At 54.1% G+C, this 14,994-nt stretch carries 12 protein-coding genes; 4 read left to right on the top strand and 8 right to left on the bottom strand.

Translation table 11 applies throughout. The features are described 5' to 3' along the window. Positions 1-10: 10 nt before the first annotated feature. On the top strand, positions 11-934 hold the full coding sequence (locus tag AC1965_RS19640) for a LysR substrate-binding domain-containing protein (protein ID WP_483887370.1): 924 nt from the start codon (positions 11-13) through the stop codon (positions 932-934). 289 nt (positions 935-1,223) lie between these two features. Here the strand turns inward: AC1965_RS19640 and amaB are convergent, their stop codons facing one another. Together amaB and AC1965_RS19650 are read right to left on the bottom strand one after the other, a co-directional pair. Then, positions 1,224-2,735 (bottom strand): L-piperidine-6-carboxylate dehydrogenase, encoded by a 1,512-nt coding sequence (gene amaB, locus AC1965_RS19645; RefSeq protein ID WP_483887371.1) that lies wholly within the window; start codon positions 2,733-2,735, stop codon positions 1,224-1,226. 129 nt (positions 2,736-2,864) lie between these two features. Beyond that, positions 2,865-3,776 carry a LysR substrate-binding domain-containing protein gene (locus AC1965_RS19650; protein WP_483887372.1) on the bottom strand — a complete coding sequence of 304 codons (912 nt, stop codon included), beginning with the start codon at positions 3,774-3,776 and terminating at the stop codon, positions 2,865-2,867. A gap of 241 nt (positions 3,777-4,017) precedes the next feature. Between AC1965_RS19650 and AC1965_RS19655 the strand changes: the two genes are divergently transcribed. Further along, positions 4,018-5,160, top strand: coding sequence for a pyridoxal phosphate-dependent aminotransferase (locus tag AC1965_RS19655; RefSeq protein WP_483887392.1), 1,143 nt, complete (start codon positions 4,018-4,020; stop codon positions 5,158-5,160). Between the two features lie 68 nt (positions 5,161-5,228). Here the strand turns inward: AC1965_RS19655 and AC1965_RS19660 are convergent, their stop codons facing one another. The 6 genes from AC1965_RS19660 to AC1965_RS19685 all read right to left on the bottom strand — a co-directional run bounded on the left by AC1965_RS19660 (position 5,229) and on the right by AC1965_RS19685 (position 11,898). After that, on the bottom strand, positions 5,229-5,975 hold the full coding sequence (locus AC1965_RS19660; RefSeq protein WP_483887373.1) for an IclR family transcriptional regulator: 747 nt from the start codon (positions 5,973-5,975) through the stop codon (positions 5,229-5,231). Positions 5,976-5,990: 15 nt separating this feature from the next. Then, positions 5,991-6,740, bottom strand: a complete 750-nt coding sequence (locus AC1965_RS19665; RefSeq protein ID WP_483887374.1) for an amino acid ABC transporter ATP-binding protein — start codon at positions 6,738-6,740, stop codon at positions 5,991-5,993. Further along, positions 6,740-7,408, bottom strand: coding sequence for an amino acid ABC transporter permease (locus tag AC1965_RS19670; RefSeq protein ID WP_483887375.1), 669 nt, complete (start codon positions 7,406-7,408; stop codon positions 6,740-6,742). The genes AC1965_RS19665 and AC1965_RS19670 overlap by 1 nt, the downstream gene beginning before the upstream one ends. 82 nt (positions 7,409-7,490) lie before the next feature. Beyond that, on the bottom strand, positions 7,491-8,288 hold the full coding sequence (locus AC1965_RS19675) for a transporter substrate-binding domain-containing protein (RefSeq protein ID WP_483887376.1): 798 nt from the start codon (positions 8,286-8,288) through the stop codon (positions 7,491-7,493). Between the two features lie 35 nt (positions 8,289-8,323). Beyond that, positions 8,324-10,048, bottom strand: coding sequence for a thiamine pyrophosphate-binding protein (locus tag AC1965_RS19680; protein ID WP_483887377.1), 1,725 nt, complete (start codon positions 10,046-10,048; stop codon positions 8,324-8,326). A gap of 581 nt (positions 10,049-10,629) precedes the next feature. Further along, positions 10,630-11,898, bottom strand: coding sequence for a replication initiation protein (locus AC1965_RS19685; RefSeq protein WP_483887378.1), 1,269 nt, complete (start codon positions 11,896-11,898; stop codon positions 10,630-10,632). Between the two features lie 585 nt (positions 11,899-12,483). Here AC1965_RS19685 and AC1965_RS19690 point away from each other — a divergent pair. Next, positions 12,484-13,881, top strand: a complete 1,398-nt coding sequence (locus tag AC1965_RS19690; RefSeq protein WP_483887379.1) for an AAA family ATPase — start codon at positions 12,484-12,486, stop codon at positions 13,879-13,881. Continuing rightward, entirely contained in the window at positions 13,868-14,950 is a 1,083-nt protein-coding gene (locus tag AC1965_RS19695) for a ParB/RepB/Spo0J family partition protein (RefSeq protein ID WP_483887380.1), read from the top strand. Before AC1965_RS19690 ends, AC1965_RS19695 begins: the two co-directional genes overlap by 14 nt. Positions 14,951-14,994 lie beyond the last annotated feature (44 nt).

Genomic DNA, 14,994 nt, shown 5'->3' on the forward strand with positions numbered 1-14,994 from the left:
AGGAATTACCATGCGCCGCACGATGCCATCAACAACGTCGCTTGCCTGTTTCGAGGCAACTTTTAGACATCAAAGCGTGACACGCGCCGCCGAAGAGCTGAACATGACCCAAAGTGCCGTCAGCCGCCGCCTGATTGATTTGGAAAAACAGCTAGGAAAGCCCTTATTTCGAAGGATTAGGCGCAAATTGATCCCGGAAGCAGCGGCAATACAATACGGCAAGGATCTGGGCCGGATATTGACCGAGATTGAGGCGGCGACCACCCGTTTTATCGCGGATGGCCAAGAAACCGGGCTTCTGACCGTTGCCGTTCCACCGACATTTGCGTCGCGGTGGTTAATCCCCAGATTGAATGACTTTATCACTCAGCACCCGCATATCGACCTCAACCTGGTATCCAAAATTCGCCGTTTTGATTTTGACGAAGAAGACATCGACGTCTCGGTCTATCTTGGCGATGGAAATTGGCCCGGCGTGTATTTGCAGCCATTGATGTCGGACTATCTGGTGCCGGTCTGTTCACCGGAACTGATCCAGAATGCCAAGATCGAAAGTGCGGCCGATCTGTTGCAATTTCCCCTGATCCAGCATTCCACGCGCCCCTTGCTGTGGAATACATGGTTCAGAACGAAGGGTATCGAGACAACAAAAACTGCCCGCGGCCCGAAGTTTGAGTTTTATTCACATGCTATTCAGGCGGCGACAAACGGCATCGGCATCGCACTGATGTCAGATTTGGTGGTGCAGAAGGAGCTAGGTGCAGGCAGTCTAATCGTCCCTTTTGGCAGCCGCGAAACCTTTGAGGATGGGTATTATTTTGTTTACCCTCACCGGATGGTCAACAGTGTGAATGCGCAGATATTCGGGTTCTGGCTGCAACAACAATGCGCGATATATCTTGTGCAAAACCGTGTTAAGCTCAAAAATGAATAAGCGGTTTTCGTGTTAGACAAAGTTTAGTTGTCGGACAAAGCGGCCAAGGCCCGGCTTAGCCGGGCCATCCCGTCGCAGAGATCGCCGAATAAGTAGGCATAACCCAGATCAGATGCCGCCAACACCTTGGCAACACCAGTCGGTCATTGCAGCGCGACAATGTCCTGACAAGGACAATAGGTCGACAATCTGGAACCCTTCGATACGAACGTCAGATTGCTTGCCTGCGACTCTTCCAAAGAGGGCGTTGCCCGCCCAACGGCTTGGAAAGCCAGGGGCAGGCAACTGATCAAATATCGAATGAAACACCCTGCGCCAAAGGCAATTCGGCGGAATAGTTGATCGTGTTGGTCGCACGGCGCATATAGCCTTTCCATGCGTCCGATCCGCTTTCGCGCCCGCCGCCGGTTTCCTTTTCGCCGCCAAAGGCACCGCCGATCTCTGCGCCTGAGGTGGCGATGTTGATATTGGCAATACCGCAGTCCGACCCCGTGGCGCTGATAAACGTCTCTGCTTCACGCATATCCATTGTAAAAATACACGACGACAGCCCCGCCCCCACCGCATTATGCTGCGTAACGGCGTCGCCTAGATCATCGTATTTCATCACGTAAAGGATCGGCGCGAATGTTTCTTCGCAGACGATGCCGGATTGTTTGGGCATCTCGACCAATGCAGGACGGGCGTAAAATCCACCCTCTGCACCAGCAACCTCGACACGTTCGCCACCAGTCACTTTGCCACCCAGTTTGCACGCGGCGTCCAGCGCAGATTGCATCCCGTCAAACGCATCTTCGTCGATCAAAGGACCAACCAGCGCGTCGCTGTCCAAGGGGTTGCCCACCGAAACGCTTTCATAGGCTTTCCTGAGGCCGCCGACCAGTTGATCATAAACCGATGTATGCACAAACAGGCGCCGCAAAGTTGTGCACCGCTGGCCGGCCGTACCCATCGCACCAAAGGCAACGCCACGCAGGGTCATGTCCAGATCCGCACTGGGGGCGACGATGCCGGCGTTATTACCCCCAAGCTCAAGGATCGAACGGCCAAAGCGTTCTGCCACCTTGGGGCCAACAAGACGGCCCATGCGGGTCGATCCGGTGGCAGAAATCAAAGCAACATCAGGGTTCTCGACCATCGCAGCACCCACATCACCGCGGCCGTTGATCAACGAGACAAGACCTTTGGGTGCATCGCAAAAACGCAAAAGTGCGCGATCCAAAATGGCCATACAGGCGAGTGCAGTCAAAGGGGTCTTTTCGGAAGGTTTCCAGATTACGGGGTTACCGCAAACCAGTGCAAGTGCTGTGTTCCACGACCATACTGCAACCGGAAAGTTGAAAGCCGAAATCACACCCACAACACCCAAAGGATGCCACTGCTCCATCATCCGATGGCCCGGACGTTCGGTGGCGATGGTGAGGCCATATAATTGGCGCGACAGACCAACTGCGAAATCACAGATGTCGATCATCTCTTGCACTTCGCCCTGCCCTTCGGAAACGGATTTTCCCGCCTCGATTGACACCAACTTGCCAAGATCTTCTTTTGAAGAGCGCAATTCCTCGCCCAAGAGACGGATCAATTCGCCACGACGCGGCGCTGGCACCTTGCGCCACTCAGCAAATGCGGCTTTGGACGCTGTAACCACGTCAGCCACTTCTGTCACAGTGTTCATACGAACTTTTGCGATTTTTTCACCGGTCACAGGGCTTTGGATATCAAGCGCACCAGAGGTCCAAAGCGCCTGATCAACGCCAAGCCGGTTCAGAGTTTCTTCGGTCAGTTTAGCAACATTCATTGGGAACCTCGTATCCGTGTCAGTGATATAGGCACCTCGGAATTCGGCACCATTCACCAAGAGATTGCCGCAAAAACAGTTCATTAAAAATCATTGATCACGAATGAACTCATGACTAAAGCGAATGTATTACATTGCGTTAACGCATTGTTTCATCCAACGCGCAAAAAGAGCAACATTCTCATTTTCGGTACTCTCTGGTGTTACCAGATAATAGTTGTTCCCTGTTGTGACCGTCATCTGATCAAGCAAAACAAGGCTGCCATCTGCTAGTTCCAGTTCTATCAGATAGGTCGGTAAAAGCGCGGCACCCAGTGACGCAACGGCCCCGGCAATCAATAAAGTGAATTGATCAAAATACTTTCCCTTACGCGTCGCATCAGCATTAATCCCCATGCGGTCAAAGTAATCTTGCCAAATGCCAGGGCGAGTCTCCAAATGCAACAACGGGACTTCCAGCAGATCCGCACCGGAAACAATGTCATGCCGCGCCTTAAAATCAGGTGCGGCAACGGCCACCATAGTTTCCGAACACAAAAGCGCCATGTCGGTTCCCGGCCAATCCTGGGTGCCGAAATGAATTGCCAGATCAAAATGTTCGCGGTTCATGTCGAAGGGCTCAAGCTTGGTTGAAAAGTTAATTTCAATTTCATGATGTTGGTCAAAAAAGCCCGGCAAACGCGGGATTAACCAACGGCTCGCAAATGCTGGCAGGGTTGCAACCCGAATGACCGCACCTGTCGCCCCGGCCGAAATCGCACGCATAACTGTTTGGTGAATATTCTCCAAATCAACAGAGAGTTCAGTGACGAAATTGCGACCAGCCGACGTTAGGACAACACGACGCCCAACACGACGAAACAACGCTGTCCCAATGGTATCTTCCAATTCTTTGACCTGCCGGCTCACCGCACTTTGCGTCAGGTGCAACTCCTCCGCCGCTAGGGTAAAACTCTCGTGGCGCGCAGCGCATTCAAAACTACGCAGCACTGCGTTAGAGGGCAAAAAACGCCGCTGCGTATTCAGTTTCGGTGTCGTCATCAAGAGTTTCCTAGAGTGCGCTGGTAGGAACGCCAAAACGTACCGCTGTTTTGGTCGCAAAGGCGTTCCCGCCCATCCATTCATGCGCTGTGATCATCAAGTGATGCTTAAACAATGATATTTTCAACTGAATCACAAGCCTATCTAGGCTCTTAATAAGATCAGGATCAGGAAGCCCAACATGTCCACATCTGCCACAGGAACCCCCTTCCAAAGAGCGGATCGCATCGCCGCGATTGCCATGTCCGAGATTGTTCAGATTTCCGAAGCCGCGGCGCAGCTACGCGCCGACGGAAAAGATGTTCTTAGCCTGGCCACCGGTGAACCAGACTTTCCAACGCCTGCGCATGTATGTGATGCCGCAACGCGCGCAATGACCGCTGGGCAAACCCGATATCCACCAACCGCCGGCACAGCCGCCCTGCGCGATGCAGTGGCGCGGCATGCGGGTGTCGAGCGGACCAACGTGATCATTTCGACCGGAGCAAAACAGGTCTTGTCGAATTTATTTCTAGCCAGCTTGAACACCGACGATGACGTCATTTGCCCTACACCTTATTGGACAAGTTACCGCGACATCATCCGTTTCGCCGGCGGAAATGTGGTCGAAGTTCATTGCGGTTTAGATCAAAACTACAAAATCACCCCCGAACAGCTCGAAACAGCGATCACCCCGCGGACACGTTGGCTACTGCTGAATTCACCATCTAATCCGTCCGGCGCAATGTACTCTCGTGCCGAGATCATAGCCTTGGGGTCCGTCTTACGACGTCATCCCCACGTCTGGATTGCCTCGGACGAAATCTATCAGCATATCGCGTACGCGCCGTTCACTTCGGTTCGCGATGCCTTGCCAGATCTGACAAGCCGGATGGTCGTGATCAACGGTGTCTCAAAGGCCTATTCTATGACCGGTTGGCGCATTGGTTGGGCCATCGGTCCCAAAGCGGTGATCGTGGCGATGCAGGATGTGCAGGGACAAAGCACTTCTGGTGCCTGTTCGATTTCGCAGGCAGCAGCCTGTGCCGCATTGCTGGGCGATCAGACATTGCTGGCCCAACGCGCAACGATCTTCCGCGCCCGCCGGGATCTTGTCGTAAACGCAATCAATGATGATCCCTTGCTGCATTGTGGCGTGCCTGAAGGCGCCTTTTACGCCTTTGCGAGCTGCGAAAATGCGCTTGGTAAGCGTACTCCAGAAGGCTCTTTCATCAATAGTGACGGGGATTTCTGTCGCTTCGTTTTGGCCGCGGAAGGGCTGGCTTTGGTTCCGGGCAGTGCATTTTCGATGCCCGGACATTTCCGCCTATCTTATGCCTATTCCGATGCAGAACTGAGCGATGGCATGGCCCGTCTGCACCGCGCGACCGCCATGCTGGCTTAGACAAACCTGAAGGGTATTGCTAATTTTTCGTCCGCATCAGGATATTTGTAAAACAAAGCCTCGCGACGTCAGGTGGTCCAATAATCATCCCCGAATTGCTGCCCAATTGCTAACAGTTCATTTTCTAATATGGGGTCAAGATCCGCCGCATTTTTCTGCTGCGCTTGGTAAGACATGCTGATACCGATCGGATAATCGTTGGCGACGCCCATGATCGCCCCTGCGACCGAAACAATGCCCGGAAATGCTTCCTGACGTGAATAGGCCAAGCGGGTGCGCCTGATCTTATTTAGTTCTGCAATCAATTCAGTGCGCGTCTGAAGGCTTCGCCCCGTCAAACCTGGCAGGATTTCGTCATACAGTTCTTTGATGGTGCGATCTGACAAACGACTTAACAACGCTTTGCCCATCGCTGTTGTATGCGCAGGTAGGCGTTGCCCCAGACGTACAGATATCAATATGGGTGTTGATCCCTGATGGTGACGCAACAGAATGATTTCACATTTGTCCAATACAGCGAGCCATGTGGAAAGGCCCGTTAGAAGTGAAATATGGGCCAGACTTTCCGCGATGGCATCCAGATTAAAATTCAACGGACGATATTGAACACCCAGTTCCCAGGCAAGCGGTCCGGCAACATATCGGCGTGACTTGGGCACTTGTTCAATCAGTCCACTATCACGTAATGATGCCATCAGACGAGATGCGCTGCTTCGTGGCAGACCAAGTGCCGTACAAATCTCGCTGACCGCTATCGGCTTTGGTGATGCCGCAACAAGCTTCAAAGCTTTTGTCATGTTGTTGAGGGTCTTCATATGGTTTGCTCGACTTCAGGCGTTTACAATCGCACTCAAAAACTCTTTCGTGCGTTGAGATTTTGGTGCGTTGAAAAAATCTTTTGATGGTTCTAATTCAACCACTTTACCAGCTTCGAGCAACATAGCCCAATCAGAAACGGTTTTTCCAAATCCAATTTCATGTGTGACGACGATCATTGTAACGTTCTTGATGCTCTTGAGTTCGCGGATCACGCCAAGAACTTCTTCTTTCTTTTCCGGGTCAAGAGCAGACGTGGGTTCATCAAACATCAACAGTTCTGGGTTCATGGCCAGCGCCCGCGCAATTGCAACCCTTTGGCGTTGGCCACCGGATAATTCGCAAGGGTATGCTTGCATTCGGTCGGTTAGTCCAATGAGGTCCAGCAAGTCTTTAGCGTCATCTTCAGCGGTAGATTTGGGCGTTTTCATAACGCGGCGCGGGGCAAGCGTGATGTTATCAAGCACGGACATATGGGGAAACAGGTTGAAGTTTTGAAACACCAAACCCGTGCCCTGCCGTGCTGACTCTCGTTGTTTGGGATCGCTCAAATCAACGTGCCGTTCGCCGATCGTGAGAGAGCCAGCTTCAACCTGCTCCAACCCGTTCAGGCATCGCAGGAGGGTGCTTTTGCCACAACCACTCGGCCCACATATCATCAGCGTATCACCCTTATTGATGCTTAGATCAATATTGCTAAGAATGGTCGTATCCCCATATTTCTTAGTCAGGCCATCAATTTTCAGGAAAGGTTTCTCAGACATCAGACGCTCTCCCATTTGCGAAGTTTTTCGAGGCGGCGCATTGCCACAGTAAAAGACAGAATGAGTGCCACATAAACAACAGCAGCCCCAGTATAGAGTTCGAGAGGACGGAAAAATTGAACCGTTAGTTCCTGCGCGCGGAACATCACTTCGGGCACGGCAATCAGCACGGTGACAGTGACGTTCTTGATTATTGTTATATGCACATTTGTCAGTGCTGGCAGGGTCGAGAAGAAGCCTTGGGGGATGATCACAAACCTCAGAGTGTCTATTTTCGACAGCCCGAGTGACCACGCCGCTTGGCGCTGTGTGCCGGGGATTGCCTGCAAACCACCACGGAAGGCCTCACATGCCAGCGCGCTGCCGTTCAAGGACAAGGCAAGTATGCTGCTTTGTGTCGGGCTCATTGATAGGCCGGTGAGAATTGGAAATACGTAATGGATCCAGATCAATAGAACCACAACCGGTAGGGTGCGGAATACATCAACGATAACAGAGCTGGCCATACGGAAAACACGGACGGGGGAAAGATGTGCCGCTGCTAATATCATCCCCACAATTGTCGCTATTATGATGCTTGGAAAGGCGATGATTACCGCATACCAAACCCCCCCGGCTAGGTAGTCCCCGTATTGGAATAGGATTCCAAAATCAAAATTATAGTTCATGCTGCCCTCTCCATCGTATGATCCTCAGTTTTTTATCTAGGCCGAAGCCTGTAAAGCTCCGGCCCAGTTAAATTAATGGCAGTTAGGTCGGACCCGTCGCCAAGCTTGCAGGCATGCCCCAGCGCTCGGCAAGTTCAACATACCATCCACGCAATTGCATTGTGTGGATGTAGGTATTCAAAAACACCAAAAGCTCGGGATCGTCATATCGCACAGCGTGGTTCAGACTATTCCATTCAATGACAGACGGATCAAACTCGAGTGCTCGCAGTTCAGAGCGTTCTTCTGCGCGTTTCGTGTTCGAAATTGAATCCCCAACATAAGCGGCGGCTTTGCCCTGCATCACTTCAAGTACGGCAGCACCGGTATCTGAATATGACGCCACCTCTGCCTTGTCGAACAGACGCGCTGCCAGGCGGTGCGCGCTGGTACCCGAAACGACGGTGATTTTATTTCCCTCTTGGTTCAAGTCGTCGCTTGTTTGATAGGGGCTGTCAGTGCCGACCAGCGCCAGAGGAGACAAGAAGCCCCAACCATCGGTAAATGCCACGGCTTTTGAGCGTTCAGGTGTCGCCCCCATGCCCGTCATGATAACGTCCCACTTACCGGCCTGCAGACCAGCAATCAGCCCGCTCCAGGTCGTGTTGACCAATTCGATCTCGATGCCTGTCAGCTCTGAGAGCATTGCGATATCGTCAACAATCAGCCCTTCAAAGTTGCCGCTAGATGGGTTTTTTGCGACAAATCCATTCCAAGGGGCAACGCCGACCGTCATTTTGTTCGACGACATAATCCGGTCAAATGTCTCCCCGGCCCAAGCGGCCGTGGAAATTGTACATACCGCAGCAACAACAATACTTTTGATCAGTGAATACACCATGTTTAGTCCTCCATTTGTTGGTTTTTTATATTGTTTTAGTGGCTTTTCGGGGCATCTTCGTTGCGATCTAGCCCCAGGATTGGCGCCATGGCACGATTGTCCACCACGACGTCAATTAGATAGAGTTTTTTGCTTTTCAGACCGCGGTCGACGGCGGCTGGTATATCAGCCGGATCTTCAACACGCTCCCCGTCACAATGAAGTGCCTTGGCGAGAACCGCGTGGTCGATACCTGACAGGTCACACTCTCCGTATTGATCGAATAACTTTTGCTCAAAGTGCTTTTGAAAGCCCAATGTCGCGTTGTTAATAACAACAACAACGACGGGGATATCGCACCTCGCAGCAGTCTCCATCTCGGCCATGACATAACCGAAAGCCCCGTCCCCTGTCAGGCAGACGACCTTTGCATTTGGATCAGCAAGTTTAGCGCCGAGGGCCGCTGGCAAGGACCAACCGATACCGCCTGTGCCACGGGGCGACAGGATGCGCCCACCGACGGATACATTATCAATATGGCTGAAGGCCCAGCCTGTAACATAGCTTGCATCCGTGACCAAAATGGTCTCGGCGTCCATCCGGTTGGATATTTCGCCAAGGACGCATTCGGGACGCATTGGAATAGCCGTTGAGGATGAAATTTTCTTGAATGAAGCTTTCCACTGGTTGTTCTTAGCAACGAGCGCCTCGCCGATGGCTCCGGACCGGCCGGGTTTGTCGGTGACGGGGGCTGCTATAAGATCAGCCAGTGTTTCGCGAGCGTCACCGATCAATGTCACATCAGTCCGAAAATTGCGCCCCGGTTCCTCCGGATCAATATCAAGATGGATCACACGTGTTTCAGGTCCCGGCTGTTGCCAGTTCATGTAGCAAATCTGGCCTGTTCGCGACCCAACGATCAGGACGACATCTGCATTGCTGACAGCCTCATTTGAAATATGGCCGCGCCCATGTGTGCCGCTGGTTGACGATCCCAACGTACCCGCCGAAAGCGGGTGACTGTCGGGTATTGTGCCGCGTCCGTTCATTGTAGTTGCAACCGGTGCGCCAAGGCGCTCGGCCAAGGCAATTACTTCTTGCGAGGCCCCTGACAGGATGCTGCCGCCGCCGGCGATGATCACCGGGCGCTCAGCACTTGCCAACAACCCGGCAGCCACTTCGATTTCAGCTTTGGCTGCTCGTGGCCGTGAGGCTGGAAACGTCGCGAACTCCGGTTCGGCATAGGTATCCGCAGTCGTTTCGATCGTCATAATATCTGCGGGGCATAAAATTGCGACCGGGCCAGGGCGACCGCTGGTGGCGCTGCGAAATGCGCGGCGAATTACCTCGCAACAGCGTTCTGGCGTATCAATCCGAAAGACCTTTTTGGTAAATGGTGTGAGCGCCGCAATATGGTCAATCTCACTGCTCGCATTGCGTTCGCGCTGGTTTGCCGGAATTTCCTGAATCAAAGCGATGACAGGGATCGAACTTTTCTGTGCCTCCAGCAGGCCAGTGATCAAATTGGTGGCGCCTGGCCCGAAGGTGGATGCGCAAATACCCGGGCGCTTGGACATTTTGGCATAGCCATGCGCCATGATCGCCCCATGCTTTTCGTCCCGGATGGTGATCGGCCTGATCTTTGTTCGATCTAGATGATGATAAAGATAAACTGGATCTTCCATCCCAAAGAGAAACTCGACGCCATACAAGGCCAATGTCTCAGCCATCAACTGCGCCACCGTGGCGGTTCTCGTCTGGCTCGATAGTCTTTCGTGCATCTCGATTAAGCTCCATATAGCGGGATTATATTTCACCTAAAGCGAAACATCTGGATGTAATCCTGTCAAAATATTATTGTATTAACGCTGATATTAGACATCATCGTTAGTCAATCATCCCACTATGTGAGAATAGACAAATTCGACTTTGCTGATTTCTCGGCTGGCGTGCATCGAATCAAAGAATTCGGCAAACCCGCAGCGCGCGTAACTTTGGTGATGAAATTGTAGGGGTCTGCTGCATTAATCCGCCTCAGGTTACAGCTTCGAGGTTACGTCAGTAGCCTGGAAGGCTGTCATGCAGCGCAACCGGTTCAAACATCATCGGTTTCCGCCTGATGTGATGCTGCGTGCGGTACCCTGGCAGTGCCGCTTCGCGCTTTCGTGTCGAGACCTGCGGGATTTGCTGCCAGAACGCGGCGTCAAAGCAATCAGGACCATCAACCGTGGCCAGCCCACGGGAAGGGAACCGGCATCAAAGGCGAAATCCGTTTTGTTGAATACCTACTTGGCTTGGTTGCCTGACAATAGGAGGCCATGAGCCCATAACACAAATCAGTCATATTAATGCGACAGACCCCTTACGACATATCGTCAAAAGCATCAGGAATAAGGTCTGTCCAGAACGCTACCATCTCCGTCGCGCATAGGGCTGCCTTCCAGCCCAATCGGGAAAATTCCGACTTCAGCACGTCGTCGTCCAGCCATGCCAGAAATAGCCGCCGATCTGCGTCGCGCTGCGTCGGAGAGCGCGCTTCGACAACCTCTTGCACCCGCGCCATGATCCCCGCGCGCGCTTTGCGTTCTTCTTCCACGATCCGGGCGCGCTCGGCTTCGGCGTTATCGGCGGCGGTGCTGCGAAGTCGGCGCTGGGTTGCGGCGGCCTTGGCCTTGGGCGTAGGTTCGGGCGCGGCAGGCGTCTTGTAATCATTGCGCAGGGCCGCGCGCAGATACCCCACCGGACTGTCCACAGCCCCCCTGCCCTTCAGATATGTGATCTTTTCCAACACATAATCTTCGCCGTGTTCTGATATCCACTGACGCGCCAAACGGTCGCTCACGCCCAGTTCCATCAATTCGGCATAGACCGGCCCCTGACGCAGCGCCTCGCCGTCATCAATGTCCAGCATTGCCAGCTGTGGGTTCTCCTTGATCAGAAACCGCACATCGCTGACCTGCCGACCCATTTTGTGCAGTTCGGGCGTGATCAGGATATTCGACGTCTTGTTCACCTCTGCGACGGCTGGTTTGATAATCTTGGCGTTCAGATGTTTGAAACTTTCATAATAGGCACTGCCGTCCACCCCCATCAACCGCCGAAACAGGTCGATCGGCCACCATCCCGTCGACCCGGTTCGCACAAAACGATAACAATTTTCATAAAGTGCAAGCGCGTGGCCAGAGGTAAAACGGCGTTGGATGTTCAGGTTAATCAGGGCAAAGACCTTGGGATCGTGCAGCTTTTCCGCCAGTGCCGGGGAATAGGCATATTCACAGACCCCGCCCGACAGCTTGGCATAGGACAGCAGCGCAGATACCCCCCATTCCTGCCGCCCGTTGGCATCCAACATGTCCCATTCCGCGGTCGTCTCTGCCAGGCTGCGCAGGGACTGTTTCAGCGTGTCCATATCATTGGAGTTGTAGCCCACCATCATGCATAGTGTGCGCGCGTCGATCTGATGTTTGTTGCGGGTGACCAGCGTGTCATACGCATTAAGCAGCAGGACATTGCTCAGCTTGCGTTGCAGCAATGTCAGCTTGCCAGAGACGTGGATCGCGGCCACATTCTTTTTAACCGATTGTCGGCGCAGCGCACCTGTCAGCTTGTCGTGAGGAATACTGGGGTCCATGTCTGTGCTCTGCTCTCGTGTCACGTTGGATGGCGGTGACCGCTCTTTGGGGTGACTTTGGACCAGAGTATGCCGCAAAAGGTGCCTGGGCTCAATCTTTCTATGGGCACCCATTTACGGGGGGCGCTGCTCCTGCAAACGGGTTCCTATGAGGGGCCGACGGTACCATAAGGGACGGCACGGCGCGAAAAGCGACTCGGCGGAGTCATAAAACAGGGTCTAATGCGGGCCAACCGTCAATGGGTGCCCTACCCCCTGCGAATCGGCACCTGCAAAACCGTGCCTGGGTGCCCTTGACCCTGTAAATGGGTGCCTATGATCCCGCAGATCGGTGCCTAACTCCCGCCACTACATTGATTTGGCTGGACTATCTTTAGCCAAAGATTCCAAAGAAGATAAAAGAAATACAACATATGTGGCTGTTTATTTATACGTTATAAGGTGACGAAGGTCAGGTTTCGCGCGCGAAACCCTGATCGTGCCTCCAGACATACACCCCTTCTTATCGATTCACATGTCTGCAAAGATGTGCCATGATTAGCATGATAACATCGAATAATGATGATCTGATCGAGGCACCACAACATGGACAAAAAGTCAGGCACCCCGCTGCCCCCCTATTTCAATCTGGACCCAAAAGCGGCCGCAGCCAAGTTGAGCGGGCCGGTGGATACTGCGCGATTCGCCAAGGCGGCGGCTTTTGCCGGGCGGGGGCGGGCAGATTTGGCCAAACGGGGTTATGCGCCGGATGGCAAGAAAAAGCTGCGAAAATTCTCGACTTGGGAAATTTGTCGCTATCTGATTCCGGTCGCCCCGGCACATCTGCGGCGGGTGCTGAACAAGCATCCCGAATTGCCGCAAGGTGAGGGGTCTGGGAACGTAAAACGATTCAGTCTGGAAGACATCCTTTTGCTGCGAAACCACTTTGCAGAGGAAGGGGTAAGCACCAAGGAATACCGCCCTTATCGGCCCAAGGGGTTGCCTGCAAAAGTGGTCGCGGTGGCCAATTTCAAAGGCGGCGTCGGCAAGACGTCCACGGCGGCCCATCTGGCGATGTCGGCGGCTCTGGATGGGTACAAGGTGCTGGTGATTGATCTGGATTCCCAAGGCTCCATGACGTCGATCATGGGCGGGCAGGTACAGGACGAATGGCAGACGATCTTTCCGCTTTTGGCGCGGGATTACGCGGTACAGGTGCAGGCCGAAAACCGGGTCCGCGTGGCGGCAGATGAACCTGAGATTCCAATGGATGAAACCCTGACCGAAGCGCTGACAATCTCGCTCAAGGATGTGGTGCAAAAGACCCATTGGCCCAACATTGATTTGGTCGGCGCGCAGCTGAATCTCTACTGGGCGGAATTCCAAATTCCGGTCTGGCGGATGGCGCTGCGGCATTGGGCTTTGTGGGATGCCTTATCTTCGGCTTTGGAGGCGGGCGGGGCGCTCGATGAGTACGACATCATCTTGCTCGATACCCCCCCTGCCCTGGGCTATCTGACGATCAACGCCTTGGCGGCGGCGGACATCATTCTCGTGCCGCTTGGGGCGTCGTTTCTGGAGTTTGATTCGACCGGACGTTTCTTTGATATGCTCTATTCGACATTTGCCTCGATCGAAGAAGGCGAGAACGCGGCGCGCAGGCGCAACGGGCTGCCTGAGATGAAGTTTGAATGGGACGTGGTGCGGGCGATTATCACCCGGTTTGACGCCAGCCAGCAAACCGATCTGGCGAATGTGATTCAGGCGTATTTCGGTGACATGACCAATACCTACAGGCAGGAATTTACCGCCATGGTGGGACAGGCCGGAGAGAGTGTGAACGGTATTTATGAGGCCGATTATCGCGATTTCAACCGCGAGACATATACCCGCGGACGCGAGACGTTTGACCGGACCTATGCCGAGTTCAAAGAGATACTGCTGGGCGCCTGGTGGCGCGATGATCAGGAGCGCAAGGAGGTGTCAGAGAATGGCGAAACGTAGACAGCTTGAGGTCCCTTCGGCGGAAGCGCTGAAGGAGATTGAGGAGGGTTTCGCGCGCGAAACCTCCCGTCCCGGTACCCGCGCCCCGATCGCAGATGTGGCCGGCGATGCGGCCCGCCACGCGGACCCCCTGCCCCAGCATCTGCGCGAGGAAAATGCGCGCGACAAGGCCGATGCCAAGGCGCTGAGAACCGCGCGTGACAAGGGGCTGGTGGTGATGGAATTGCCGCTGCACGAGATCACGGCAGATGCGCTGAGCCGGGACCGGATGGACATGGATGAGGAAGATCTGGCCGAGCTGCGCCGGTCGATCATGGACCATGGATTACGCCTTCCGATTGAGGTTTTTGAACCAACAAATCCCGAGGCTGCGGGCAAATATGCGCTGATTTCAGGCTTTCGCCGACTGGCCGCGGTGCGCGAATTGAATGCCCTTTCCGGGGGTGAACGACACACCACCATTGCGGCCTTTATTCGCAAGCCCGACACATTGGCCGATGCCATCGTGGCGATGATCGAAGAAAATGAGATCAGGACCGGGTTGAGCCAATATGAGCGCGGCCGTGCGGCGGCGATTGCGGTGCATGATGGGGTGTTCAGCACCGTGGACGAGGCGGTGACGACGCTGTTTTCGTCGGCCAGCAAAGCGAAGCGGTCAAAGATCCGATCCTTTGCGCTGGTGCATGAGGAACTGGGCGACATGCTGCGATTTGGATCACAGCTGAGCGAGCGTCAATGTCTGCGTGTTGCGGCCGGGCTGCGCGCGGGGCAAAGCGAGGCGATGCGCACCGCGCTGGAAACCCACGCGGTGGCCAATGCAACGGACGAATGGGCGGTACTGGAGCCGTTGATCGAAGCAATTGAAGGCATCGGGGTGGACCCCAGCCGGGGTGGTCGTCCGCGCAAGGTGATCGAGCGGTCGGCCCCTGTGCGATTGGCCAATAACGTGACGATGGAACGGGTGCAGACAGAGGATGGATTTGCGATTCGTCTGCGCGGAAAACAGGTCAACGAAGAGATGATTGATCTGGTCATGGACCGGATCAAATACCTGCTCGAGCAGGTTTGAATTCGGGGTAGGTTTCGCGCGCGAAACCTACCCCGACCTGCCCC

The organism is Sulfitobacter sp. KMM 9851, from assembly GCF_057178245.1.